General features: G+C 52.9%; 24 protein-coding genes. 12 read left to right on the forward strand and 12 right to left on the reverse strand.

The annotated features are described in order from the left end of the window. Positions 1-69 precede the first annotated feature (69 nt). From sppA to ABIE29_RS08050, 4 genes are all read left to right on the forward strand, one after another. Positions 70-1,923: a signal peptide peptidase SppA gene (sppA, locus tag ABIE29_RS08035; RefSeq protein ID WP_429617814.1), complete on the forward strand. Its 1,854-nt coding sequence runs from the start codon at positions 70-72 to the stop codon at positions 1,921-1,923. Positions 1,924-2,015: 92 nt separating this feature from the next. Then, positions 2,016-3,032, forward strand: a complete 1,017-nt coding sequence (ansA, locus tag ABIE29_RS08040) for an asparaginase (protein ID WP_429617815.1) — start codon at positions 2,016-2,018, stop codon at positions 3,030-3,032. Between the two features lie 17 nt (positions 3,033-3,049). Continuing rightward, positions 3,050-3,682 carry a bifunctional nicotinamidase/pyrazinamidase gene (gene pncA, locus ABIE29_RS08045; RefSeq protein ID WP_429617816.1) on the forward strand — a complete coding sequence of 211 codons (633 nt, stop codon included), beginning with the start codon at positions 3,050-3,052 and terminating at the stop codon, positions 3,680-3,682. 242 nt (positions 3,683-3,924) lie between these two features. Beyond that, the gene (locus ABIE29_RS08050; RefSeq protein ID WP_429617818.1) at positions 3,925-5,205 is read left to right on the forward strand and encodes a glycoside hydrolase family 18 protein; all 1,281 of its coding nucleotides are present in this window, start codon (positions 3,925-3,927) and stop codon (positions 5,203-5,205) included. 41 nt (positions 5,206-5,246) lie between these two features. Here the strand turns inward: ABIE29_RS08050 and ABIE29_RS08055 are convergent, their stop codons facing one another. Next, complete coding sequence (locus tag ABIE29_RS08055; protein WP_021181206.1) at positions 5,247-5,519, reverse strand: YeaC family protein; 273 nt, start codon at positions 5,517-5,519, stop codon at positions 5,247-5,249. Positions 5,520-5,583: 64 nt separating this feature from the next. Continuing rightward, positions 5,584-5,997 (reverse strand): peptide-methionine (R)-S-oxide reductase MsrB, encoded by a 414-nt coding sequence (msrB, locus tag ABIE29_RS08060; protein ID WP_429617820.1) that lies wholly within the window; start codon positions 5,995-5,997, stop codon positions 5,584-5,586. Positions 5,998-6,345: 348 nt separating this feature from the next. On the opposite strand from msrB, the gene gapA reads away from it, so the two are divergent. Next, positions 6,346-7,341 (forward strand): glyceraldehyde-3-phosphate dehydrogenase, encoded by a 996-nt coding sequence (gene gapA, locus ABIE29_RS08065; protein WP_429617822.1) that lies wholly within the window; start codon positions 6,346-6,348, stop codon positions 7,339-7,341. Between the two features lie 82 nt (positions 7,342-7,423). Beyond that, positions 7,424-8,299, forward strand: a complete 876-nt coding sequence (locus tag ABIE29_RS08070; RefSeq protein ID WP_429617824.1) for a D-hexose-6-phosphate mutarotase — start codon at positions 7,424-7,426, stop codon at positions 8,297-8,299. Positions 8,300-8,422: 123 nt separating this feature from the next. Here the strand turns inward: ABIE29_RS08070 and ABIE29_RS08075 are convergent, their stop codons facing one another. Beyond that, positions 8,423-9,127 carry a MipA/OmpV family protein gene (locus ABIE29_RS08075; RefSeq protein ID WP_429618072.1) on the reverse strand — a complete coding sequence of 235 codons (705 nt, stop codon included), beginning with the start codon at positions 9,125-9,127 and terminating at the stop codon, positions 8,423-8,425. 494 nt (positions 9,128-9,621) lie between these two features. On the opposite strand from ABIE29_RS08075, the gene yeaG reads away from it, so the two are divergent. Both yeaG and ABIE29_RS08085 read left to right on the forward strand, forming a co-directional pair. Further along, complete coding sequence (gene yeaG, locus ABIE29_RS08080; protein ID WP_411752425.1) at positions 9,622-11,556, forward strand: protein kinase YeaG; 1,935 nt, start codon at positions 9,622-9,624, stop codon at positions 11,554-11,556. A gap of 117 nt (positions 11,557-11,673) precedes the next feature. Next, positions 11,674-12,942 carry a YeaH/YhbH family protein gene (locus ABIE29_RS08085; protein ID WP_429617826.1) on the forward strand — a complete coding sequence of 423 codons (1,269 nt, stop codon included), beginning with the start codon at positions 11,674-11,676 and terminating at the stop codon, positions 12,940-12,942. Between the two features lie 106 nt (positions 12,943-13,048). On the opposite strand, the gene lysC is transcribed toward ABIE29_RS08085, so the two are convergent. From lysC to cspE, 6 genes are all read right to left on the reverse strand, one after another. Further along, positions 13,049-13,267, reverse strand: a complete 219-nt coding sequence (gene lysC / locus ABIE29_RS08090; RefSeq protein WP_429617828.1) for an Rz1-like lysis system protein LysC — start codon at positions 13,265-13,267, stop codon at positions 13,049-13,051. Continuing rightward, positions 13,170-13,604, reverse strand: coding sequence for a DUF2570 family protein (locus tag ABIE29_RS08095; protein WP_429617830.1), 435 nt, complete (start codon positions 13,602-13,604; stop codon positions 13,170-13,172). Before ABIE29_RS08095 ends, lysC begins: the two co-directional genes overlap by 98 nt. 289 nt (positions 13,605-13,893) lie before the next feature. Continuing rightward, entirely contained in the window at positions 13,894-14,556 is a 663-nt protein-coding gene (locus ABIE29_RS08100) for an anti-sigma factor (protein WP_429617832.1), read from the reverse strand. Then, a complete protein-coding gene (locus ABIE29_RS08105; protein ID WP_429617833.1) occupies positions 14,553-15,107 on the reverse strand; it encodes a sigma-70 family RNA polymerase sigma factor in 555 nt (184 codons plus the stop codon). Before ABIE29_RS08105 ends, ABIE29_RS08100 begins: the two co-directional genes overlap by 4 nt. Before the next feature lie 60 nt (positions 15,108-15,167). Then, the gene (locus ABIE29_RS08110) at positions 15,168-15,728 is read right to left on the reverse strand and encodes a fasciclin domain-containing protein (protein ID WP_021181194.1); all 561 of its coding nucleotides are present in this window, start codon (positions 15,726-15,728) and stop codon (positions 15,168-15,170) included. Between the two features lie 411 nt (positions 15,729-16,139). Continuing rightward, a complete protein-coding gene (cspE, locus tag ABIE29_RS08115) occupies positions 16,140-16,352 on the reverse strand; it encodes a transcription antiterminator/RNA stability regulator CspE (protein ID WP_024485401.1) in 213 nt (70 codons plus the stop codon). A gap of 359 nt (positions 16,353-16,711) precedes the next feature. Here cspE and ABIE29_RS08120 point away from each other — a divergent pair, with 359 nt between their 5' ends. Next, entirely contained in the window at positions 16,712-16,888 is a 177-nt protein-coding gene (locus ABIE29_RS08120) for a GhoT/OrtT family toxin (RefSeq protein ID WP_074423378.1), read from the forward strand. Between the two features lie 45 nt (positions 16,889-16,933). On the opposite strand, the gene ABIE29_RS08125 is transcribed toward ABIE29_RS08120, so the two are convergent. Continuing rightward, positions 16,934-19,051, reverse strand: coding sequence for a TonB-dependent siderophore receptor (locus ABIE29_RS08125; protein WP_429617835.1), 2,118 nt, complete (start codon positions 19,049-19,051; stop codon positions 16,934-16,936). Between the two features lie 324 nt (positions 19,052-19,375). On the opposite strand from ABIE29_RS08125, the gene ABIE29_RS08130 reads away from it, so the two are divergent. The 3 genes from ABIE29_RS08130 to ABIE29_RS08140 all read left to right on the forward strand — a co-directional run bounded on the left by ABIE29_RS08130 (position 19,376) and on the right by ABIE29_RS08140 (position 22,030). Further along, a complete protein-coding gene (locus ABIE29_RS08130; RefSeq protein ID WP_429617837.1) occupies positions 19,376-19,858 on the forward strand; it encodes a hypothetical protein in 483 nt (160 codons plus the stop codon). A gap of 295 nt (positions 19,859-20,153) precedes the next feature. Beyond that, positions 20,154-20,714, forward strand: a complete 561-nt coding sequence (locus ABIE29_RS08135; RefSeq protein ID WP_429617839.1) for a 3'-5' exonuclease — start codon at positions 20,154-20,156, stop codon at positions 20,712-20,714. A 122-nt stretch (positions 20,715-20,836) separates the two neighbouring features. Continuing rightward, complete coding sequence (locus ABIE29_RS08140; RefSeq protein ID WP_429617840.1) at positions 20,837-22,030, forward strand: multidrug effflux MFS transporter; 1,194 nt, start codon at positions 20,837-20,839, stop codon at positions 22,028-22,030. Between the two features lie 2 nt (positions 22,031-22,032). Here the strand turns inward: ABIE29_RS08140 and dadX are convergent, their stop codons facing one another. Both dadX and ABIE29_RS08150 read right to left on the reverse strand, forming a co-directional pair. Continuing rightward, a complete protein-coding gene (gene dadX, locus ABIE29_RS08145) occupies positions 22,033-23,109 on the reverse strand; it encodes a catabolic alanine racemase DadX (RefSeq protein WP_429617842.1) in 1,077 nt (358 codons plus the stop codon). Between the two features lie 23 nt (positions 23,110-23,132). Beyond that, positions 23,133-24,437 (reverse strand): D-amino acid dehydrogenase, encoded by a 1,305-nt coding sequence (locus ABIE29_RS08150; RefSeq protein ID WP_429617843.1) that lies wholly within the window; start codon positions 24,435-24,437, stop codon positions 23,133-23,135. Positions 24,438-24,832 lie beyond the last annotated feature (395 nt).

Consider the following 24,832-nt stretch of genomic DNA (forward strand, 5'->3'; position numbering starts at 1 on the left):
TTTAAAGCTGACATTTCTTCGGCCGCTCATTAGGATAGCGGAACATTCTAGACTCTTGTTGGAGAGCACATGCGCACATTGGGGCGAATTATTGCAGGTATTTTCAGATGGACATGGCGTCTGCTGAATTTTGTCAGGGAACTTATCCTGAACTTGTTCCTGATTTTCTTGATCCTGGTCGGGGTCGGTATTTATCTCTCACTCCAAGGCAATTCTTCGGTAGTAACGCCACATGGCGCACTGCTGGTCGATCTCAGCGGCGTGGTGGTCGATCAACCTTCGGTGAACAACCGCGTTCGTCAGTGGGGCCGCGAACTGTTGGGCGCCTCCAGCAACCGTCTGCAGGAAAACTCACTGTTTGACCTGGTGGATACCATTCGCAAGGCCAAAGATGATAAAAACATCACCGGCATGGTGTTGCAGCTGAACGATTTTGCCGGGGCAGATCAGCCTTCCCTGCAATACATCGGTAAGGCACTGCGCGAGTTCCGCGACAGCGGTAAACCAATCTATGCCATCGGCGACAGCTATAACCAGACGCAATACTACCTGGCCAGCTATGCCAACAAGATCTACCTGTCACCTCAGGGTGCCGTCGATCTGCATGGTTTCGCGACCAACAACCTTTACTACAAATCCCTGTTGGAAAAGCTGAAGGTCACTACCAATATTTTCCGCGTGGGCACCTATAAATCTGCCGTAGAGCCGCTGATCCGTGATGATATGTCACCGGCAGCGCGGGAAGCCGATAGCCGCTGGGTCGGCGGGCTGTGGCAAAACTATCTGGCTACGGTGGCGGCTAACCGTCAACTCACACCCGATCAGTTGTTCCCAGGCGCAGCAGATATTCTCAGTGGCTTAAAGGCAGCGGGTGGCGATACCGCACAGTTCGCCCTGAACAGTAAACTGGTGGATGAACTGGCCTCCCGCACTGCGATAGAAACACAGTTGGTAAAAACCTTCGGTTGGGACAAGCAGAGCAATGACTTCAATGCGGTCAGCATCTACGATTACCAGCCGCAACCGGCACCGGATCAGGGCGGTGAGATCGCCGTTATCTTTGTCAATGGCGCGATCATGGATGGCCCACAGACGCCAGGATCGGTCGGTGGCGATACCACGGCCTCACAGCTGCGTCAGGCGCGTCTGGATCCGAAAATCAAAGCCGTCATCCTGCGCGTCAATAGCCCTGGCGGTAGCGTCAGCGCTTCAGAAGTGATCCGCTCCGAGCTGGCTGCGGTTCGCGCCGCAGGTAAACCGGTGGTGGTTTCCATGGGCGGAATGGCCGCGTCTGGCGGTTACTGGGTGTCGACTCCGGCAGATTACATTATTGCCAACCCGAGCACCCTCACCGGTTCCATCGGTATCTTTGGCGTGATCAACACCTATGAGAACACGCTGGACAGCGTTGGGGTACATACCGACGGCGTTGCGACGTCACCACTGGCCGATCTGGCCGTGACCAAAGCCCTGCCGCCAGAGTTCTCACAGATGATGCAGTTGAACATCGAAAACGGTTACCAGAACTTCATCAACCTGGTGGCCACCGCCCGGAAAATGACGCCGGAGCAGGTCGATCACATTGCTCAGGGGCACGTCTGGATCGGTAGTGACGCCAAGAAAAATGGCCTGATTGACCAACTGGGTGACTTTGACGACGCCGTGAAGAAAGCGGCAGAGCTAGCCAAGCTGCCACAGTGGCAACTCAACTGGTTTATCGATACCCCTAGCATGACGGATATGCTGCTGAGCCAGTTTGGCGTTTCTATCCACGCCATGCTGCCTGCGGCGATCCAGTCCATGCTGCCAGCTCCGTTGGCATCGGTGGCGTTGGCGGTGAAAGAACAGCCTGGCCTGTTTAATAACCTGAACGATCCACAGCATCGTTATGCCATATGCCTGACTTGCGGAGAGGTCCGTTAACAAATAAATCTCTAGCCCGGCAGCCGCCGGGCTTTTTTTCTGCTGCCATCTCCCTATAATTCAGCCTATCTGACAGCCACAAGATCGAAGCCATGCAAAAGAAATCCATTTACGTCGCCTATACCGGCGGTACTATCGGTATGCAGCGTTCCGAACAGGGCTACATCCCGGTTTCCGGCCACCTACAGCGCCAGTTGGCGCTGATGCCCGAGTTCCATCGGCCAGAAATGCCGGATTTCACCATTCATGAATATGCCCCGTTGATCGACTCTTCGGATATGACCCCCGAAGACTGGCAGCATATCGCCGACGACATCAAACAGAACTACGCTCACTATGACGGCTTTGTTATTCTGCACGGCACCGATACCATGGCGTTTACCGCTTCAGCCCTGTCCTTCATGCTGGAGAACCTGGATAAGCCGGTGATCGTCACCGGATCGCAAATCCCACTGGCAGAATTGCGCTCCGACGGTCAAACCAATCTGTTGAATGCCCTCTATCTGGCCGCCAATCACCCGGTGAACGAGGTCAGCCTGTTCTTCAACAACAAGCTGTTTCGTGGCAACCGCACTACCAAGGCACATGCCGACGGCTTTGATGCCTTCGCCTCGCCTAATCTGCCGCCCTTACTGGAAGCAGGTATCCACATTCGCCGCCAGACCGGCATCGCCTCTCCGGTGTGCAACGGGGAATTGATCGTGCATAACATCACGCCACAGCCCATCGGGGTGGTGACGATTTATCCGGGGATTTCCGGTGCCGTGGTGCGTAACTTCCTGCTACAACCGGTCAAAGCATTGATCCTGCGCTCTTACGGCGTCGGTAACGCGCCGCAAAAGGCCGAACTGGTGGATGAATTGCGTGACGCCTCCGAGCGTGGCATCGTAGTGGTCAACCTGACACAATGTATCTCCGGCCGGGTCAATATGGAGGGTTATGCGACCGGTAATGCCCTGGCCCATGCTGGGGTGATCAGCGGTTTTGATATGACGGTGGAAGCCGCACTGACCAAGTTGCATTACCTGTTGAGCCAGTCATTAACCCCGGAAGAGATCCGCAGCCTGATGCAACAAGACCTGCGTGGCGAACTAAGCGCTGCGGGCTAACCGAAGTAGGAATCTTGATGAAAACAGCCCTGTTGCTGATTGATTTGCAAAACGACTTTTGCCCCGGCGGCGCTTTAGGCGTGGCGGAAGGTGATGACACCATTGCCATCGCCAATCAGGCTATCGCAGCCAGCCTGGCCCGTAACGAAATGGTGATTGCCAGCCAGGACTGGCACCCGGTGGATCATCGCAGCTTCGCCATTAACTCCAGCGCACAGATTGGCATGCTTGGGGAACTTGAAGGGCTGCCCCAGATTTGGTGGCCGGTGCACTGCGTTCAAGGCAGCCCTGGCGCAGAGCTTCATCCCCAGCTTGATAAGCAGCATATCGCAGCGATATTCCGTAAGGGCGAGAACCCGGATATCGATAGCTATAGTGCTTTCTTTGATAACGGGCACCGGGCGCAAACGGCACTCGATGGCTGGCTGAAGGAGCGCGGCATCACTCATCTTGCCGTGATGGGGCTGGCCACCGATTATTGCGTCAAGTTCAGCGTGCTGGATGCCTTGCGCTTGGGTTATCAGACTCAGGTCATTACCGATGGCTGCCGAGGTGTCAATTTGCGTCCCGATGACAGCGAGCAGGCTTTAGCCGAAATGCAGTCGGCTGGCGCACAATTAGTTACGCTGTCACAATTTACTCAGCGCTAACGGTTTTTGGGGCTGCTTGACCTCTGCGCCCCATATCCCCCGCCAACCGCTTTATTTTCGACGCTGCTCACATTCCCACCATTCTTCTGCGATGTTGCCTTGTCCCCTCCCGTCTCTTTTGCTGTTATGGCTGCTGGTGCATTGGCATCAATAAGTTATACGCATCCGGGGCCTGCTGAGCCCGGCTTTATTGATACCGCCACGTGCGGTTCAGGTCAGCCTTGCTGACCAAAGGAGACAATATGGCTTTAACCCGTAAACTGCTGCCCTTGCTGGTCGCGGTGCAACTTGGTATGGCTGGCGTGGGCATCGCGCACGCGGCACCTTATCTTTCTGTCGGCTACTTCAACGGCGGTGGCGACGTAACCGCCGGGCCTGGCGGTGATATCAACCAGCTGGACGTCAGCCAGATCACCCACCTCAACTACTCTTTCGGCCTGATTTATAACGCTGAAAAAGAGGAAACCAACCCGGCACTGAAAGATCCCTCCCACCTGCACCAAATCTATCTTTCCCCAAAAGTCGAAGCAGACTTAAAGCGATTACCCGTATTGCGCCAACAAAACCCGGCGTTGAAGGTATTGCTGTCCGTTGGCGGCTGGGGCGCTCGTGGGTTCTCCGGCGCGGCAGCGACACCGGAAAGCCGGGCGGTATTTATCCGTTCGGTGCAGGAGGTGATTGCCAAGTATCAGCTTGATGGTATCGATCTGGATTGGGAATACCCTGTTAACGGTGCCTGGGGATTGGTGGAAAGCCAACCGACTGACCGGGCCAACTTCACCTCCCTACTGAGCGAACTGCATCAGGCGCTGGGTAAAGATAAACTGCTGACCATCGCCGTGGGGGCCAACGTCAAAAGTCCGCAGGAATGGGTCGACGTTAAGGCTATCGCGCCCTATCTGGACTACATCAATCTGATGACCTACGACATGGCGTACGGTACCCAGTATTTCAACTCCAATCTCTATGACTCCAAGGAGTGGCCAACCGTGGCTGCCGCCGACAAGTACAGCGCCGACTTTGTGGTTAACAACTATCTGGCCGCCGGGCTGAAGCCTGCTCAACTCAATCTGGGGATCGGTTTCTATGGCCGGGTACCTAAACGCGCCACCGAGCCAGGTATTGATTGGGATGTGGCAGAAGCGGCCAAGCATCCCGTCACCCAGCCCTATTTCACCGCACGTGAAAAAGACGTCTTCAAGTCGCTGGGCGTGGATTTGGATAAAGACAGCTACATCAAGTACAACGATATCGTGAACAAGATGCTGAAAGACCCACAACGGCGCTTCACCGCGCATTGGGATAACGAGGCCAAGGTGCCCTATCTGATGATGAAGTCAGCCACAGGTAAGCCGCTGTTCGCGATAAGCTATGAAAGCCCACGCTCGGTAGCCATCAAGGCCGAGTACATCAAGAGCAAAGGATTGGGAGGGGCGATGTTCTGGGAGTATGGCGCGGACGATAACAACCGCTTGGCCCATCAGTTGGCAGAAAGCTTAGGCTTGAGCCCGCAGAAGCAGTAAAACCATCAGGGCGATGACAACATCGCCCTATCAGCAACAGGTTACTGCGGCTTCAGCTTGGCCAACGGCTCGGCCATAAACTGCTGCTTCAGCTCCTGTTTGCTTTTCATCACGATTTGCCCGTCGGTGCCTATGCTCATGTGCTGTGGGTCCGCATTGTTCATCGACTGCCACAGCATCACCGCCTGCAGGCTGTGTTCTTTCTGCTCTGGCGTCAATGCCACACCATCCGGCCACTTGCCCAGTTCCACAGCCAGCACCAGCCGCTGGTAGATTTCCGGCGTCATGGCCGCAATCAGATCTTTTACTTCCATCAGAGCATGTCCTCACCCAGGGATGAATAATTAGCTGAATCGATTTTGTTGGTTTGGTTACAGCTTAACCTGCCGTCTGCTCGCCATTCTCGTCATCGGTGAAATTCAGTGACGCGGAGTTGACACAGTAACGTTCGCCAGTCGGCTGCGGACCATCGGGAAACACGTGTCCCAAATGCGCGTCGCAGTTACCACAGCGGATCTCAACTCGATGCATATTATGTGAATTATCATCAAGATAACGAATGGCATCGTCCGAGACTGGCTGATAGAAGCTGGGCCAGCCGCAGCCAGAATCAAACTTGCTGGCGGAGAAGAACAGTGGCGCGTTACAGCACAGGCAATGGTAAACGCCCTCACGCTGGTTATGCAGTAATTTACCGCTATAGGGAGCTTCCGTGCCGCGCTCTTGCGTCACATAACGTTGGATTTCATTCAGTTCCGTGAGCGGTGTCTTAGGGGTTGTCTCTTTAACCATTTGTGCTATTCCCGCAGTGTGGATAATATCAACGAAAACAATGAGTAATAATAACAAAAAATTAACAACGCTGCAGGCCTTTTTAGCCTAAACTGTACGGCATAAAGGTTACGCTGCCGCCATATGTGACTTTGATCACATATCTTGCACGTACTGACTTTAATACTTAGCGGTTTGTCCCCATATGTATTGGAGGCTAAACGTAAATGGAATGTGCGATTTGTGTGCAAAACCGGGCTTCTGGTTTGACTTGCAGCAAGAATTGACACGATTCCGCTTGACGCTCGGTAAGGTTTTTGTAATTTTACAACCAACCTTTTATTCACTAACAAATAGCTGGTGGAATATATGACTATCAAAGTAGGTATCAACGGTTTTGGCCGTATCGGTCGCATTGTTTTCCGTGCTGCTCAGGAACGTTCTGACATCGAAATCGTTGCAATCAACGATCTGTTAGACGCAGAGTACATGGCTTACATGCTGAAGTATGACTCTACCCATGGCCGTTTCGACGGTACTGTAGAAGTTAAAGACGGCCACCTGGTTGTTAACGGCAAAACCATCCGTTGTACCTCAGAAAGAGATCCGGCTAACCTGAAATGGAACGAAGTCAACGTTGACGTCGTTGCTGAAGCAACTGGCCTGTTCCTGACTGACGAAACTGCACGTAAACACATCGCTGCAGGTGCTAAGAAAGTTGTTCTGACTGGCCCATCCAAAGATGACACCCCTATGTTCGTTATGGGCGTGAACCACAAGTCTTACGCTGGCCAAGAAATCGTTTCCAACGCTTCTTGTACCACCAACTGCTTGGCACCACTGGCTAAAGTGATCAACGACAAGTTCGGCATCGTTGAAGCTCTGATGACTACTGTGCATGCCACTACCGCAACTCAGAAAACCGTTGATGGCCCGTCTCACAAAGACTGGCGCGGCGGCCGCGGCGCATCCCAGAACATCATCCCTTCTTCTACCGGTGCTGCTAAAGCAGTAGGTAAAGTTATCCCAGAACTGAACGGCAAACTGACCGGTATGGCGTTCCGCGTTCCTACCCCGAACGTGTCTGTGGTTGACCTGACTGCCCGTCTGGCAAAACCAGCTTCTTACAAAGAAATCTGTGCTGCTCTCAAAGCCGCTTCAGAAGGCGAGCTGAAAGGCGTGTTGGGCTACACCGAAGACGAAGTGGTTTCTACCGATTTCAACGGCGAAAAACTGACTTCTGTATTCGATGCCAAAGCCGGTATCGCGCTGAGCGACACCTTTGTGAAACTGGTTTCCTGGTACGATAACGAAACTGGCTACTCAAACAAAGTACTGGACCTGATCGCTCACATCTCCAAGTAATGGCATGATGCGAAGCTGATTATCAAGGGCGACTCTAAGTCGCCCTTTTTATTTGTTTTTGCGGCGAAAAGAAGGCAACAACATGAACGAAAAAATCTTCACCCTACCCGTTAGCGAACAAATCACCCCTTTTATCAGCCAACGTCAATTGGGCGAACTGCCGGTGGTGGTGGTTTCTCACCCGAAAGTCCGTGCGGCCATTACTCTGCAAGGAGCCCATCTGCTAGCCTGGCAGCCAAGCGGTGATAAACCGGTGCTTTGGCTGAGCAACAATACGCCATTCAAAAACGGCGTGGCGATCCGCGGCGGCGTACCGATCTGCTGGCCGTGGTTTGGCCCGGCTGGTAGCCCTTCCCACGGCTTTGCCCGTAATCAGCCGTGGCAGTTCACCGCGCACGATGAAGACGAAAACGGTGTGATCCTGACCTTCACGCTGCAAGACAACGAACAGAGCCGCAAATTGTGGCCACATGCTTTCACCCTGATCGCCCGCTTCAAGCTGGGTGAAGAGTGCGAGTTGGAGCTGGAATCACACGGTGACTACCAGGCTACCGCCGCTCTGCACAGCTATTTCCAGATCGGCGACATCGACAAGGTCAAAGTTGCCGGTTTGGGTGAGCATTATATTGATAAGGTGGCTAAGGGGATCGAGGCACGTCAGGTTGGCGAGCTGGAATTTACCGGGCAAACCGATCGCATCTACACCCAGGCCACGCCTTGCAGTCTGATCAAAGACCCGGTCTTACAGCGGACCCTCGAGGTTAATCATCACTATATGAGTGATGTGATCGCCTGGAACCCAGGCGTCGAGCTTTCCTGCAGCATGGCCGACATGCCAAACGACGGTTACAAAACCATGGTTTGTGTCGAAACCGGGCGCGTAAGCAAGCCGCTGATCGCCTCTGGAGAGCAACCTGCCCGCTTGGCGATGAAAATCCGCAGCATTAAAAATAGTTGATAAAACTGGGGCGAGTCATTTTGCCCCTCTTTCCTCCCCCCATACATGCACCTCAGATGTGCAAAAGGAGCATTGCTGCTCCTTTTAAATGCACCCATCGCACCAGAATAGTGCAACTGGCTGTTAGAAGGTGTAAGTTACGCCCGTCCACAGCATGCCGGAATAAGATTTATCAACCATTGGGCTGTCTTTAACATCGCTGCCCAGGCGCGTATAACGACCCGTGAAGAATGCATTCCAGTTGGCGTTGATATTATAGTTGGTAGTCAACTCGACGTATGGCGACCAGCTATCGCTCGGCTTGTAAGTATCAAAGGTACTACGGCGGGATTCATCGCCATTGATGCCATAGTAGTATTTGTTCTGGTTTGAACTGTTCCAGTTTACCCCGATGCCAGGAGCAAAGCTCCAGGAGTCCACTTGGAACTTATAGAGATAGGCAATATCACCCACCAGGCCGTTACTGTTGTCCAACGTATCGCCAGAGAAGGCCGTACGGATCGTTCCCCAATCAGCACTATGTGTAAAAGCCACACCGGCCATCATGGTGCTACGGCGCTTGTTCAACTGCTTCATGCGGTCGTCGTCACTGTCGCCTGGCTTATAGTGCAACGGCGAGTAATAGGCGATCAGGCTCAGCTGATTTTGCTGATCTTTCCATAGGTTATAGCCGGCCAACAGCGTATGGAAGTAAAAATCATCGCCATCGTAATTGATGATAGGAACGGGGTAGACACGATCCTGATAACCACGATAAGGATCGGGGCTAACCAGCGCTGAAGCACCGAGTGACCAGCTTCCTGCCTGAGCACTGTGCGCACAAACCATTGCGGAAGCGATAATTGCTAGCGTTTTGAGTTTAGATATCTTCACTGGCTTTTTTCCATAGATAACAAGGTGTAATTAACGCCCCTAGTTTATGTGAAAACGGATGAGCTTGCCGGATCTTTACAATAGAAAACGATGAAGATCGAATAACTTAGAACCTAAAGATGAATTATTGATGGCAAAAAGATGACATTTTTTGCCGCAACCCGCGCCAGACAAGGCATTTGCCGTCCTTCGCCATAACTGAGTCATTGAAATGACTTAAAAAAGACCCTTTCTCTTGCAGGAAATTTTCCAGTATGCAACTAAGCTTAAAATCAGAAGGTGAAATTAGGCTGGATCCGGTGGCAATACAGCGCAACTCGCGAGAATAAGCGCACCAAGTTGGCATACGGGTTGCTGTATTCAGTCATAACTTCACGCTTTCGGGAGCCAGAATACCAACACCAGCTCCTTTTTTAACCTGTGCTAATAACGAAAGGACGGGCATCGCCATGAACATATTTGACCACTATCGCCAGCGCTACGAAGCTGCCAAGGACGAAGAGTTCACACTGCAGGAGTTTCTTACCATCTGCCGGCAAGATCGCAGTGCCTATGCTAATGCGGCAGAACGTCTACTCATGGCTATCGGTGAACCAGTTATGGTGGATACCGCGCTTGAGTCGCGTATGTCTCGCCTGTTCTCCAACCGCGTGATCGCACGCTATCCGGCATTCGAGGAGTTCTACGGCATGGAAGAAGCTATCGAACAGATAGTTTCTTACCTGAGACACGCCGCCCAGGGCCTCGAAGAGAAGAAACAAATCCTTTATCTGTTGGGCCCGGTGGGTGGCGGTAAATCCTCGCTGGCAGAACGGCTGAAAGCCTTGATGCAGCGTGTGCCAATTTACACCCTGAGCGCCAACGGCGAGCGCAGCCCGGTCAATGACCATCCGCTGTGCCTGTTCAACCCGCAGGAGGATGCCAATATTCTGGAAAAAGAATACAACATCCCGACGCGCTATCTTGGCACCATTATGTCGCCGTGGGCCGCTAAACGCCTGCATGAGTTCGGCGGTGACATTACCAAATTCAAAGTGGTGAAGGTTCGTCCTTCAATACTTGAACAAATTGCCATCGCCAAAACCGAACCGGGCGATGAGAACAACCAGGATATTTCTGCGTTGGTCGGTAAAGTGGATATCCGCAAGCTGGAAAACCATGCGCAGAACGATCCGGATGCCTACGGCTACTCCGGTGCACTGTGCCGCGCCAACCAGGGGATCATGGAGTTCGTGGAGATGTTCAAAGCGCCAATCAAGGTGCTACATCCTCTGTTAACGGCCACCCAGGAGGGTAACTACAACGGTACCGAGGGGATCTCTGCCCTGCCGTTCAGCGGTATTATCCTGGCACACTCCAACGAATCGGAATGGGTGACCTTCCGCAACAACAAAAACAACGAGGCCTTCCTCGACCGTGTTTACATCGTCAAGGTGCCATACTGCCTGCGGGTGTCGGAAGAGATTAAAATCTACGACAAACTGCTGGATAACAGCGAACTGACCCATGCGCCTTGTGCCCCTGGCACGTTGGAAACGCTGGCTCGCTTTACCGTGCTGTCGCGTATGAAAGAGCCAGACAACTCCAGCATCTACTCGAAGATGCGTGTCTACGATGGTGAAAGCCTGAAAGACACCGATCCGAAGGCCAAGTCGTATCAGGAGTATCGTGACTATGCCGGGGTGGATGAAGGTATGAATGGCCTTTCGACCCGTTTCGCCTTCAAAATTCTGTCTCGGGTGTTCAACTTTGACCATGCCGAAGTCGCGGCTAACCCGGTACACCTGTTCTATATCCTGGAACAGCAGATCGAGCGTGAGCAGTTCCCGCAGGATCTGGCGGAGAAATACCTGGAGCACCTGAAAGGTTATCTGATCCCGAAATACGCCGAGTTTATCGGCAAAGAGATCCAGACTGCCTATCTGGAATCCTACTCGGAATACGGTCAGAACATTTTTGACCGCTACGTGACCTATGCAGACTTCTGGATCCAGGATCAGGAGTACCGTGATCCGGATACCGGCCAGCTGTTTGACCGTGAGTCCTTGAACGCTGAACTGGAGAAAATCGAGAAGCCAGCGGGTATCAGCAACCCGAAAGATTTCCGCAACGAAATCGTCAACTTCGTCCTGCGTGCCCGTGCCAATAACAGCGGCCGGAACCCGAACTGGACCAGTTACGAGAAGCTGCGTACGGTCATCGAGAAGAAAATGTTCTCGAACACCGAAGAGTTGCTGCCAGTCATTTCCTTTAATGCTAAAACCTCAACGGATGAGCAGAAAAAACACGATGACTTCGTCGACCGGATGATGGAGAAAGGCTACACCCGCAAGCAGGTTCGTCTACTGTGCGAATGGTATCTGCGGGTGAGAAAATCTTCATAAACCGACGACCGCTGACGTCATAGATAGCCTATACCTGGGGATTTCGGGCTGTAGCCTGGCGGTTACAGCCTGAAAGACCCAAGGTAGAGAAAGTTGGCAACGTTGTTTGGGGGATGTATGGCGTATTTCATTGACCGACGGCTGAATGGCAAAAACAAGAGCATGGTGAACCGCCAGCGCTTCTTGCGTCGCTATAAGTCGCAAATCAAACAGTCGATTGCCGAAGCCATCAACAAGCGTTCGGTCACCGACGTGGACAGCGGGGAATCGGTGTCGATCCCCGGTGGCGATATCAACGAGCCAATGTTCCATCAAGGGCGCGGCGGTAAACGCCATCGCGTTCATCCCGGTAACGATCACTTCGTCCAAAATGACCGCGTGGAACGCCCACAAGGCGGCGGTGGCAGTGGTGGTGGCCAGGGCAATGCCAGCCAGGATGGGGATGGCCAGGATGAATTTGTCTTCCAGATCTCCAAAGATGAGTATCTCGACCTGTTGTTCGAGGATCTGGCGCTGCCTAACCTGAAGAAAAATCAGTACAAACAGCTGACTGAATACAAAACCCACCGTGCTGGCTATACCGCCAACGGTGTTCCGGCCAATATCAGCGTGGTACGTTCGCTGCAAAACTCACTGGCGCGTCGAACCGCTATGACCGCCGGTAAGCGGCGTGCTTTGCATGAGCTTGAAGACAGCCTTGCCCAGTTGGAAAACACCGAACCGGTGCAACTGCTGGAAGAAGAGCGCATGCGTAAGGAAATTGCCGAGTTGCGCAAGAAAATCGACAGCGTGCCGTTTATCGACACCTTCGACCTGCGCTACAAGAACTACGAACGTCGGCCTGAACCCTCCAGCCAGGCGGTCATGTTCTGCCTGATGGACGTCTCTGGCTCGATGGACCAGGCAACCAAAGACATGGCCAAACGCTTTTATATTCTGCTGTATCTGTTCCTCAGCCGAACCTATAAAAACGTTGAGGTGGTCTATATCCGTCACCATACCCAGGCGAAAGAAGTGGATGAGCAAGAGTTCTTCTACTCACAGGAAACCGGCGGCACCATCGTTTCCAGCGCCCTGAAGCTGATGAACGAAGTGGTCGAAGAGCGTTATGATCCTGCACAGTGGAATATCTATGCCGCTCAGGCTTCGGACGGGGATAACTGGGCAGATGATTCACCACTGTGCCATGAACTGTTGTCAAAAAACATTCTGCCGATGGTGCGTTACTACAGCTATATCGAAATTACCCGCCGTGCTCACCAGACGCTGTGGCGTGAATATGAGCATCTGCAGGCGACGTTTGAAAACTTTGCCATGCAGCATATCCGCGAGCCGGATGATATCTATCCGGTGTTCAGGGAACTGTTCCACAAGCAGACGGCGTGATCTAATAGAAAACGGCCAGCAACGAGAGTTAGCTGGCCGTTTTAGCTCTCAGGGCGCGGCATCCTCACCCTTCCGCCAAGTTCTAACATGCTCAACCGCTATAAATTCAGCAGCACTGCCATTTGATCAACGCTTCGATACGTGAGGCACAGATATCAAGCTCACTCTGACTCACCTGTAAGGCCATCACGGCATCCCCGAAAGTCTCCCCGGTAAACGGTGTCTTCTCACACTTCTGTAGCAATACCGCTGGTGGATACACGTAGATCAGTTGCGGAGCTGGCGGCACCGCTTTTGGCTGTTCCGCGCAGGATATCGAGAGCATCAGCAGGCAACCGCTGATGACCGCAGTCGTTATCCTCCAGCGCTTTGCGTAACGTTCTATTCTCAGCATCGGCCTTTACTCTCTTTTGCTGTTCAATCTTGAGCTGTTGTTCGGTAGCTCGACGATCGGTATCCGCGGCACCTTTCAGCGCATTGATGGTTTCATCTCTTCCATCCAATGCACTGCCCAACTCCTCATTATCTTTCTGGTACTGGCCTATGTCGGCATTCAACGCATCAATACGCTGACTCATGCCAAACAACAGGGCTGCGAAACCTAAGATCATCAGTAGCTGCCAATGGCCTTTGGAAAACTGGATTACCCCTGCCAGGCTCATGATAGAAATACCTCGCAGCGTTTCACCAAGCCCCGCAACTCTTGATCCTTGGCAAATTTCCAATGAAGAGAGCAACCGCCAGCACGTTGTACACTTGTCTGCATTTGAGATACTCCTGCCCCCTGTTTGAATGAACAGTATCTCAAGGAAGAAAGATTGGGGATATTCGCAGGGGTTGTGCCAGCCATGCCACAACCCGTTCTCTGCTGATAGTTGGCATTCGCGATAAAAAACCCCACCGATTATCGTCGCCGTCAGTGAAAAATTATCGGCAAGAATATCAATCAGATCAGAGCGAAGTTAGCTGGCCGCTGTAAAGCACCGGACCGGTAGGAAGCCCTGTAGGTGAGCCACCCGCTGGCTCAAGACTGATGGCAATGGTCATGCCTTGCGCCAACGTCATCGAGTTCAATGCCAGCTCGGTCGGCCTCTCAGCAGCAACCAGCCCTAAGGAGCGCGGCTTTTCACCCGGCGGGATGGCCCACAGTTGCAGGCTATTGGCTACGGCTAGCGTTTGCGGGTTAAGCGGGGTCAGCCTCAGATGGCGTTTGCCACTGTCCATGCTGACAATCCATTGCCCACTACCCTGCTGCCCCGCATTGAGCACCACTGCCGGAGCAAAATCCGGCGGCTGCGTGATAAAGCGCGGGACCAGCAACAACGCGGCCAAACCGGCTGCCAGCGCCCAACCAAGATAGTCCCAGCGTTTACGGCGCGGTGCTGCCTCAATGGGCAAACTAAGCTGGATCTTTTTCCACACGCGTTCCGGTGGCAATACTGGGGTCAGCGCCAGATCCAACGGAGCCAGCAGTGTTTGCCAACGTGCCACCAAGGCAGCTAGCGTCGGTTCCCGCTGGATACGCCGTTCAAAGTGCAACCGCGCGGGCCCGCGCAACGTGCCCAAGGCATATTCTGCGGCTAAAGCCGAGTCATACTCACCTTTGCTTTTCATAGGCCCACACAGTTTTTCAAATGATCCAACGCCCGGCGGATCCAGCTTTTGATCGTGCCAAGCGGTTGTTGCAGATGTGCCGAAACCTCGCCATGAGACATGCCTTGGTAGTAAGCCAACACAATGCTTTGACGTTGTTCAACGTTCAGATAGTTCAGGCACTCGGCCAGTTTTCCAGCCTCTTCACCCAACAGCAACTGACTGACAGGTTCTTCCGTGCTCGCCCCCAGGTCATCCAGCCACTCCTCTTCCGTTTGCCCCGCCCGGCCACCGGCACCGCGCAGCCAATCAATAGCCTTGTTGCGCACAATGTGCGTTAACCAGGTCAGCGGTGCACTGAGGTTGGGATCATAGCTGGCAGCACGATTCCACACGCTGATAAAGCTTTCATGCAGCACCTCTTCAGCCCAGGATTGGCAGCGCAGTAAACGCAGAGCAACGGCAAACAATCGGGGCGAGGTCTGCCGATAGAGTTGTTCAAACGCGTTGCGGTCGCCAAGCGCAACGGCCTGCATCAATTCGACATGCTGTTCGGGAAGTGCTTTGGTCATGTCCTGTCCTATCAAGGTGCGGGCAGCCTTTTGGCAGCCTGCACCTAGTATAGACGGGATTTATTTTGGCAACAGAACGCTATCGATAACGTTGATCACGCCATTTTTCTGATAAACATCATAGGTGCTGATGTTGGCAATATGACCTTGACCATCTTTGAGCTGAATATTGTGTGGGCCGTTATTCATAATCCACAGCGGTTGGCCATTCACCGTTTTCAGCTCGGCTGTGCCGTGCCCTTCCTTGATTTTCTTCTCCAGTTGTTTCATATCATAGCGGCCAGCAACCACATGGTAGGTCAGCACTCCGGTCAGTGCCGCCTTGTTCTCAGGTTTGAGCAAGGTGTCGACCGTTCCGGCTGGCAGTTTGGCAAAGGCTTCATTGGTCGGAGCAAACACCGTAAACGGACCGGCGCCTTGCAAAGTATCAACCAGACCAGCAGCCTTCACCGCAGCGACCAACGTGGTGTGATCTTTGGAGTTGAGGGCATTCTCGACAATATTTTTGCTGGGGTACATGGCGGCACCGCCCACCATTACCGTATCGGACATCATGGCAGCCATTGAGACGCTACTGAACAACAGTGATGAGCACAGGGCAGTACAGAGAAGCTTTTTCATGGTCATATCCTCGAAGGGTGATGTGGGAAGATGTCCTCACATAGCCATATACGTAGTGAACGAGAATATTGGATGCAGTAATCTGAAAATATTTTTCGTGCGGGGAAAATGGATGTAAAAAACCCCGGCGTAAACGCCAGGGTTAAAAGTAGTGCCGGTCGCTTTCCCGGCTGTCATGATGCGGCGCAAGCGTCCATCGAACACTCCAGCATTGCACGGCCTAAGCACGGCCTTTTCACAACAGAAAAGCAAACTTTGGGGAAATAGGCTTTTCTGTCTACCCTCATGGCAGGGAGGATATATTCAACCCCGGCACCAGGCCGGGATTGATAGATAGAGTAATTATCGCTTGTCTGCTCCGGCTTAAGCCATCATCGCTATTGCAAGTTTCAACTACGCTACCGAGTCACATTACATCGCTGTAACGTTAACCGCTGATGGGCCTTTGGCGCCATTTTCGATGCTGAATTCAACCTGCTGGCCTTCATCAAGCGTCTTGTAATCATTACCCTGGATTGCAGAGAAGTGTACGAACACGTCTTTGCTGCCATCAGCAGGAGAAATGAAACCAAAACCTTTACCAGCGTCAAACCATTTTACTAAACCAGTCATTTTATTAGACATAGATACTTCCTTCATTGTTTTTTTAGGCCGCCATAATGGCGAATGAGGTCTGCAATTCAGTGGAAACTTATGGGGGCACTAGAAGGAAATTCGCGGAAGAAGAGGTATCTGTCGGATATCGCTAATACTGAGAACTACTTTACTAAAACTGCTTTCATAAGGTCTGTACTTCAAACCGATGACGCTATTTACTCATAACCCAGAGTTATTAGCAAGGGCTATTTATAATTAATTTCGATAAGGCGCTCTTTCACCCGTGCGACAAGCCGCCCTTTCCACCCTTTTACACCGCATTAACACATTGATTACTTGTGGGGAGCCGCCTAGAATGGGCGGTAAAAATTACCGGGATGGTTTTCATGTTATCGCTGTGGGAAGTCACGCAATACGTTTATTTTATTGGCCTGTTGGTTTCAATGATTATCACTTTTCTGGTCAGCCGCGATACCCTCCCCATCCGTATGCTTAGCGCGTTGATCATCGGCCTGACCTGGCCACTCAGCCTGCCCGTGGTGCTGCTGTTTTCGCTGTTTTAGCGCCTCATCCCGCTAACATTCAGCGGGATGAGTATGGGTTAGCCGTTAAAAGTCATAGCCCACGGTAGCGATTACCGAACGCCCCGCTCCCCAATAGCAGTAGCCAGTGCCATAGCAGCCGGCAACATATTCCCGGTCCGTCAGGTTATTGGCGTTCAGCTGCACATAAGCCCCTTTTAACGACGGTTTTACGCTATCCAGATCTATGCGCACCGAAGCATCCAGCAGCGTGACCGAAGGAATACGCAGGGTATTCTCATTATCCGCCCACTGTTTGCCAATATAACGTACCCCAGCCCCCAGATTGATACCTAGCCCCGCCTTGTACTGCCCCCATAAAGAGGCCATCTGATTAGGCGCCAGGTATGGCGTATTGCCATCGTTACCGTCAACGGCGTCTTTGAATTTCACTTGGTTATAGCTGTAACCCGCAATGACGTTCAGGCGCTCGCTCACCTGGCTACGGGCCTCCAGTTCAATCCCTTGTGAATGTACCTTACCGGCAGGCACATAGTAGCTGTCCTTCACCACGCGATTGGCTACGTCATTCTGCGTCAGGTCATAGAGGGCAATGCTATAGATCGAGCTGCTGCCAGGAGGCTGATACTTCAGCCCAGCCTCATATTGCTCGCTGGTGGTCGGTTTGAGCAGATGCCCCTCTTTATCGGCCAGGACTGCTGGCGTCACCGCCGAGCTGTAACTCATATACGGCGAGAAACCGCTGTCAAAGTGGTACAGCAAAGAGGCTCGCCCCGTAAAGTGGTCGTCAGTACGGGCATCGGTAGAATCGGTATTCAGCACGGTATTCCTGGTTTCCAAACGGTCAACGCGCCCGGAAAGATTGAGATACCAGTTGTAGAGGCTGACTTCATCCTGCAGATAGACTCCAGTCTGCTCATAACGCCGTTTAGAATCGGTATGACTGAGAATAGTAATAGCTGGCCCGCCGGAAACGCCGGTGAACGGGTTCAACGGCGTGGCCGAACCAGACTCTTCCCACAGATTATTGGTAAAACGCTGATAATCCAGCCCCAGCATTACCTTGTGTTCCAACGCGCCAGTCGCAAACTCCGCCGCCAGTTGGTTATCCACGGCATAAGCATCCAACGACGTACTGGAGCCGCTGTACCAACGGTTCAACTCGCTGCGGTCAGCGTTCCAGCCAATCTGGTAAACCTGCTCCAGCTCCACGTTGGAGTGGGTGTAGCTGGCATTTTGGCGGAACGACCAGACGTCGTTAAAACCATGCGAGAAGTCATAGCTGTAGATTTGCTGCCAACGTTTGAACACATTGCGGCTGCTTTCGCCGTCAAAAAATCCGCGGCCCAGCTTATCCCCACTGGAGGTATAAATACTGCCGTCTGATGGCACCGCGCTGTGGTAGCCACCGGAAGGGTCTTTTTGCAGATTGGCCTGCAACAGCAAAGAGGTATTTTCATCCGGTTGCCACAGCAACGCAGGCGAAATCGCATAGCGCTCTTCACGCTGATGGTCATACATGGTGTCGCTGGTGCGGGTAATGCCGGTCAAACGGTATGCCCACTGCTCGTTCAGCGCCCCTGTCGAATCAAACGCACCGCCTTTGGTATTGTTGTTACCGGCCATCACATTGACGTGGTTTTCACTGGCAAACTGTGGCCGTTTGCTGGTCATCGCCACTAACCCACCAGGGATGCTTTGCCCATACATCACGGAGGACGGGCCCTTAATCACATCAATGCGCTCCAGGAACCAAGGGTCGATCTGCAAAGCGTTATAACTGCCGCCGTCGCTAAGCAGGCGCAGGCCGTTCAGGAAGGTGTTATTGACATCGCCACCGTGGAAACCACGCAGAGCAATAGTATCGTAACGCGTCGCGCCACCAGAGAAGTTAGTGAATACGCCCGGGGTATATTTCAGCGCATCGTTAACCGTCAAAGCCCCTTGGTCGCTCATCTGTTGGCGTGTTACCACGGAGACGGATTGCGCGGTGAGCACCAGGGGCCGATCCGTTTTAGTGGCCCCCTGGCTGGTGCTGGCCTCATAACCATGCGTCGCCGTTTCCGCCGTATCGGCGGGTTTGGCCGTTACCACGAGGGTATCTTCAGCAAAAGAGGTCAGTGGCAGGAAAATCGCTAACGAGCAGTAAAGATAAGAACGACTGGCAGGAAAAAACGCAGGCATACCTGTATTCCCCATGGGATCCCATTGAAATTGCACCGAAAACTTACCGCGCTGGCAACGCTGGCCAGTTTGGCGTACAGAGGTCACGGTACTCTGATGTTGTTAGATATGTAATACTAATAACAATGATAATTATTATCTTTACCATCAATGAATTCAAGTAGCAAAATGCACTCTGGTGATGGGGCTTCAGGCAGGCTTTTCGGCTTATGGTTGGTTCGTCATCATGGAAAAAACTTTTTTCTCGGCAGATTATGCTCCTGAGCCGTTTAGTTTTCATTTAGCCTTTAAATGCTATAAATCTTGATAACTCAAGGAGAGTGCATGACTCAAACAGCAAATCACATCTCAGCCCCCTCCAGAAGACTGAAAGTGGTCTATGGCTGGTATGTCTATACGGTGTATGCGTTACTGATCTCTAATCTCTATCTGGCGGTATACAATCTTTGCGTTCGCCACCCCTTTGAATCACCGTTAATTTCCATCGCTCATAGTCTGTTTATCGCTTTTCTGCTCAGCCAGATCCTGAAGAAACGAAGAGGGTTCAGTTGGGTATTGCTGATCTACTTTATGACCATGCGCCTGTATTACGCCAATATTTTGCACACTGAGTTCTCCGCCGCCAGCCTGAGCCTGGTTTGGGTAATCATGACACTGTTGTTGGCTGGTACACTAACCGTCAGGCAATTCAACAATAACAAGGTGCAACCGGAATGGCTGTCACGCTTTGGTTGGCGCCAATGGACCGTGTTTATCGGGGCAGCGGCGATATTGACGTTATTACTCACCCGCGACTATCTGGGGTGACGGATGACTTGGGGATATGAGGTTCAGAGATATCCACCATGCGGCAGATTTTACTTAAGTTTTGCGCGTTTTCGCAGATTTTATCGGTAACGTAAACGCCAAAGTAGCCTAATACCAGCAGATAACCGATCATACATAGAATAAAAATAAGTGTTCTCAACGCTAGCTACCAACTCAGCAACATGACCAACACCATCATACCGTGAACAGACCGTTTTCACCTATTTCAAAGTAACGGGATATTCTGCCAGACTGTATGTAGTACCATCACAAGCTCGTTCAGCCTGGAGCCACCATGAACCATTTGATGCTAGATATTGAAACGCTGGATATTACCCCGAGCGCGGTGATCCTGGTGGTTGCTGGCGTGTTTTTTAACCCCAGGACCGGTGAGTTAGGGGCAGAGTTTGAAGCAGCAGTGAACAGCCAGCAGGAACAACCGGGCCGTACAATCAGTCTGGATACCGTGGCCTGGTGGGCAAAACAGTCAGACGAAGCTCGTAAACAGGCCTTCGGGGGCAGCGAAAGCCTCAAGCGCGTATTGACCAATCTGAGCCGTTTTATTCATATGCACAGCACCGACACGGTGAAAGTCTGGGGCAATGGCAAAGAGTTTGACTGCTCGATCCTGGAACATGCCTACCACCAGTTGGCAATGCCTTGCCCTTGGAAGTTCTGGGATACCCAAGACGCCCGCACTATCATTACGCTGGCAGAGCTGCATGGTTTCAATCCCAAAAAACAGCGTCCGTTTGAAGGTACACCACACCGGGCGCTGGATGATGCCAAACATCAGGCGCGCTACGTTGCTGATACCATTTCGGCGCTTTATTACCGCCAGCCCGCGGCAAAATGATCGCGCCCGGGAAAATCAAACGCAAACGGTTTCCTGTCTGTCATCAATACGTTATCGCTTCCCATTTGCGGTTGGGATCTCTACTCTAGTTCTCTTTGTCATTCGGACGTGCCATTTTTGTTATGCAAAAATTTCTCTTTCTCCTGCTTAGCCTGGTGTTGCTCGGCCCTCTGGGAATCGATCTCTATCTGCCCACCATTCCTGCCATTGCCCTGGGTCTTAACAGCAGCGAAGCTTTGATCCAATCCACCATTTCGCTGTTTATTCTGGTGTTGGGTCTTGGCCAGGTGATCGCCGGCCCACTGGTGGATAATTACGGTCGTAAGCCAGTGGCTATTGCCGGGATAGTGATTTATATGGTGGGCGCAGCCATGGCCGCGCTGGCGACAACGGCAGAAATCTTTGTCGCCTCACGCCTGATGCAAGGCGTGGCCGTTTGCTGTACCGCCGTTGTAGCATTCAGTGGCGTGCGCGATCGCATGAATGGTGATGATGCCGCACGCGCTTTCGGTTTCCTCAACGGCACGCTGAATATCATTCCTGCACTTGCCCCGTTGCTTGGTGGCTTGCTGGCAGAAGCCTTCGGCTGGCGCGCCCCATTCTGGTTCCTGGTCGGTTACGCCGCGGTGGTATTATTGCTGGTCATCTTCTTCCTACCGGAAACCCGTCCCGCTACTACCCTAGCCGTCAAAGGACTGCCGGTACGACAGTATCTGCGCATTCTCGGCGATCGCCGTTTTATCACCTTTGCGGTGGTCAATGCCGGGGCAATGGGAATGGCACTAACTTATGTTTCATTGGCACCTAACGTGCTGATGGGCACCGCCGGGCTATCACCGCTGCAGTTCTCTTTGGTATTTGGTGCCAACGGTTTCTGGATCATGCTGGTCAGCTTTGTCGCCAACCGCATCATTCACAAGATCGGCCGCCCTTTCTGCCTGGCGACCGGCGGCATACTGATGGGGTTAGGCTGTCTCGCGTTAGTGTTGGGGATAGCACTGCTGGGTGAAGCTGCGCAAAGCCATTGGTTGGCTTATATCCTGCCCGTGGCCTGCGCCTGCGCCGGATTGGCCTTTGTCATGGGGCCGTCAACCAGCTATGCATTAGAGCCTTACTCTAACGAAGCAGGTGTGGCTTCGGCACTGGTGGGCTTTATTCAGATGGCCGGAGGTGCCGCGCTGGGCCTGATCGCGATGGCGTTGCCGCTGCAGCCGAAACTGTCGCTGGCGTTGGTGATGCTGGTAGGTTGCCTGCTGGCGCTACACGCTCGGCAGCGCAGCAAGCAAATCAAAGGGCAGTTGAAGAAGATCGCCTGAGGCTATTTCTCAACAACAATAGGCACCCGTGCCGCCAGGGCTGTCAGCAGTTCGTAACCCAAGGTTCCGGCTGCGGCAGCCACATCATCAACCGGCAGCTTCCTTCCCCACAGTTCAACGTCAGTGCCAATGGTTGCCTGCGGGCACGGCGTCAAATCCACCGTCATCATATCCATGGAAACCGAACCTACAGTATGCGTCAGAACACCGTCCACCCAAACCGGGGTGCCGGTAGGCGCATGGCGAGGATAACCATCTGCATAGCCACAGGCCACCACACCGATACGCTGTGCCCCACTGGCGGTATAACGCCAACCATACCCCACACGGTCTCCCGCTTGCAGCTGTTGGATGCCTATAATCTTGCTGCTTAGCGTCATCGCCGGTTGCAGACCGGTAGCGGCGATGTCCTGCCAGTTGCCGCTGGGTGATGCGCCATAAAGGATAATCCCCGGCCTCACCCATTCCCCTTGCGTCTGCGGGTGCCACAAGGTGGCCGCCGAGTTGGCCAGGCTACGCGGCAGATCAATCGCAGCAGTGGCGCGTTCAATCACGGCCATCTGCTCCGTGACGCCTTCAGCCCCGTCGGCGGTAGCGAAGTGGCTCATTAGCGTTATCGAGCCAATATTACGCAGCTCCTTTGCGGTTAACCAAGCGCTATGTAACCGCTCCGGGGCAAACCCCAGGCGGTTCATACCGCTGTTCAACTTGAGATAAACATCCAGCGGGGCCTGTAAACTTGCTTCAGCAATCGCCTGTAGTTGCCAGTCGCTGTTCACCGCCGTGGTTAACCGGTAACGATCGATCAGCATCAGGTCTGCCGGTTGGAAAAACCCCTCCAGCAGCAGTATGGGTCCCTGCCAACCCGATTTGCGCAACAACACCGCTTCGGCCAGATCGAGCAAGGCAAAACCATCGCTATTCTCGGCCAGGCTGCGCCAGACGTGCTGCAAACCATGGCCATAGGCGTTGGCCTTAACAACGGCCCAGATTTTTGCCGCAGGAGCAAAACGACGAACTACCTGCAGGTTATTGGTCAACGCGGCCAAATGCAGCGTAGCGGTAATCGGGCGAGGCATGGGATCTCCTATCAGATTGGGTTTCAGCGTGCCGGATGCACATCATTCAAAGGAACAACAGGTCCCTGCCGAAAGTCTGCGCGGTAACGCGCCACCGCCAGATCGTCTGAAGCAATGGCCGGAGTGATCCCAGAGATCAAGTCGGCAAGCAGCTGGCCGGAACCGCAAGCCATCGTCCAACCCAAGGTGCCATGGCCGGTATTTAAATAGAGATTCTTCAGCGGTGTGCGCCCCACGATCGGCGTGCCATCTGGCGTCATCGGGCGCAGCCCCGTCCAGAACGTGGCCTCCTCAACCCGCCCACCGTTCGGATACAGATCGCGTACCACCATTTCCAGCGTTTCACGCCGCTTCTGCTCCAACTGGGTATTGAAGCCGACAATTTCCGCCATACCGCCCACACGGATGCGCTTATCGAAGCGAGTAATGGCAATTTTATAGGTTTCGTCCAGCACGGTTGAGAATGGCGCGGCCGCTTCATCGGCGATCGGGATAGTTAATGAGTAACCTTTCAACGGATAAACCGGAATCGACACCAGATCGCGCAGTAACGCGGTAGAATAGGCACCGAACGCCACAACATAGCTATCGGCAGTGATGATTTCACCATCACACTGCACACCGGTAATTTTATCTCCTGCCACCAGCAAGCGTTCAACGTTGCGGTTAAACAGGAAATTGACTCCAGCCCGCTGAGCCAGCTTGGCCAACTGCTGGGTGAACAGTTGGCAGTCCCCGGTTTCATCATTCGGGAGCTGTAAGCCGCCGGTAAGCTTGTGGGCAACCTGCGACAACGCGGGTTCGACCGTCGCCAACTGGCTGGCCTCCAGCAGTTTATAAGGCACCCCGGCATCCTCCAGCACGGCAATGTCCTTGGCCGCGCTGTCAAACTGCTGCTGGGTGCGGAACAGTTGCAGCGTGCCGCCTTGACGGCCTTCGTACTGGATGCCGGTTTCCTGACGCAGGGCTTTAATGCAGTCACGGCTGTATTCCGCCAGACGCACCATACGGCCTTTATTGGTCATATAGTGGGCGGTATCGCAGTTTTTCAGCATCTGCCACATCCAGCGCAGTTGGAAACTACTGCCATCGAAGCGGACCGCCAACGGCGCGTGACGCTGGAACATCCATTTAATCGCCTTCAACGGTACCCCAGGTGCTGCCCAAGGTGCAGCGTAACCCGGAGATATCTGCCCGGCATTGGCCGCACTGGTTTCCAAGGCTGGCCCAGGTTGACGATCGATCACCGTCACCTCATGGCCCGCTTTTGCCAAGTACCAGGCACTGGCAACCCCTACCACTCCGCTACCTAAAATAACCACTCTCATCGCTGACTCCAGCCCAAGGATCGATAAAGCACAATCTACCAATAACAGGAAATTAACTCAGTGGAAAAAACTACTCAACAACTCAATCATTAATCGTGACAATATTCACAATTATTTTATCGTTGATGCGCCCGGCTTTGGCAATAGCGTTCAAAAAATAACGATAAGATACTGTTAAAGCGCATTTTGCCGATAAAACAAGCTCTTCATCCCCCAAACACATCAGCGAAAATCCCCAGTGATACACTTAATGACAACCCACCCAGCCCGGAATATAAGTCTGTTTAATTAAATATTTCAGGCTAATAATTCCAACAACACCCCTTGCACATCAGTTTCCTCTACTCAACCGGTTGAATGCCTGATTGAGTGCCATCACGGGTCGAAAAGCCGGT

It is taken from the genome of Serratia sp. 2723, from assembly GCF_050434425.1.
Lineage (GTDB): Bacteria > Pseudomonadota > Gammaproteobacteria > Enterobacterales > Enterobacteriaceae > Chania.

Coding starts and splice junctions, on each gene's coding strand:
- ABIE29_RS08070 (WP_429617824.1), top strand. CDS start 7,424: ATGAACGAAAAAATCTTCACCCTACCCGTTAGCGAACAAATCACCCCT.
- ansA (WP_429617815.1), top strand. CDS start 2,016: ATGCAAAAGAAATCCATTTACGTCGCCTATACCGGCGGTACTATCGGT.
- ABIE29_RS08150 (WP_429617843.1), bottom strand. CDS start 24,437: ATGAGAGTGGTTATTTTAGGTAGCGGAGTGGTAGGGGTTGCCAGTGCC.
- ABIE29_RS08100 (WP_429617832.1), bottom strand. CDS start 14,556: ATGAAAAGCAAAGGTGAGTATGACTCGGCTTTAGCCGCAGAATATGCC.
- ABIE29_RS08125 (WP_429617835.1), bottom strand. CDS start 19,051: ATGCCTGCGTTTTTTCCTGCCAGTCGTTCTTATCTTTACTGCTCGTTA.
- ABIE29_RS08050 (WP_429617818.1), top strand. CDS start 3,925: ATGGCTTTAACCCGTAAACTGCTGCCCTTGCTGGTCGCGGTGCAACTT.
- ABIE29_RS08110 (WP_021181194.1), bottom strand. CDS start 15,728: ATGAAAAAGCTTCTCTGTACTGCCCTGTGCTCATCACTGTTGTTCAGT.
- sppA (WP_429617814.1), top strand. CDS start 70: ATGCGCACATTGGGGCGAATTATTGCAGGTATTTTCAGATGGACATGG.
- ABIE29_RS08120 (WP_074423378.1), top strand. CDS start 16,712: ATGTTATCGCTGTGGGAAGTCACGCAATACGTTTATTTTATTGGCCTG.
- ABIE29_RS08075 (WP_429618072.1), bottom strand. CDS start 9,127: ATGGTTTGTGCGCACAGTGCTCAGGCAGGAAGCTGGTCACTCGGTGCT.
- dadX (WP_429617842.1), bottom strand. CDS start 23,109: ATGCCTCGCCCGATTACCGCTACGCTGCATTTGGCCGCGTTGACCAAT.
- yeaG (WP_411752425.1), top strand. CDS start 9,622: ATGAACATATTTGACCACTATCGCCAGCGCTACGAAGCTGCCAAGGAC.
- cspE (WP_024485401.1), bottom strand. CDS start 16,352: ATGTCTAATAAAATGACTGGTTTAGTAAAATGGTTTGACGCTGGTAAA.
- ABIE29_RS08135 (WP_429617839.1), top strand. CDS start 20,154: ATGAACCATTTGATGCTAGATATTGAAACGCTGGATATTACCCCGAGC.
- ABIE29_RS08130 (WP_429617837.1), top strand. CDS start 19,376: ATGACTCAAACAGCAAATCACATCTCAGCCCCCTCCAGAAGACTGAAA.
- lysC (WP_429617828.1), bottom strand. CDS start 13,267: ATGCTCTCGATATCCTGCGCGGAACAGCCAAAAGCGGTGCCGCCAGCT.
- ABIE29_RS08140 (WP_429617840.1), top strand. CDS start 20,837: ATGCAAAAATTTCTCTTTCTCCTGCTTAGCCTGGTGTTGCTCGGCCCT.
- pncA (WP_429617816.1), top strand. CDS start 3,050: ATGAAAACAGCCCTGTTGCTGATTGATTTGCAAAACGACTTTTGCCCC.
- ABIE29_RS08105 (WP_429617833.1), bottom strand. CDS start 15,107: ATGACCAAAGCACTTCCCGAACAGCATGTCGAATTGATGCAGGCCGTT.
- gapA (WP_429617822.1), top strand. CDS start 6,346: ATGACTATCAAAGTAGGTATCAACGGTTTTGGCCGTATCGGTCGCATT.
- ABIE29_RS08095 (WP_429617830.1), bottom strand. CDS start 13,604: ATGAGCCTGGCAGGGGTAATCCAGTTTTCCAAAGGCCATTGGCAGCTA.
- msrB (WP_429617820.1), bottom strand. CDS start 5,997: ATGGTTAAAGAGACAACCCCTAAGACACCGCTCACGGAACTGAATGAA.
- ABIE29_RS08085 (WP_429617826.1), top strand. CDS start 11,674: ATGGCGTATTTCATTGACCGACGGCTGAATGGCAAAAACAAGAGCATG.
- ABIE29_RS08055 (WP_021181206.1), bottom strand. CDS start 5,519: ATGGAAGTAAAAGATCTGATTGCGGCCATGACGCCGGAAATCTACCAG.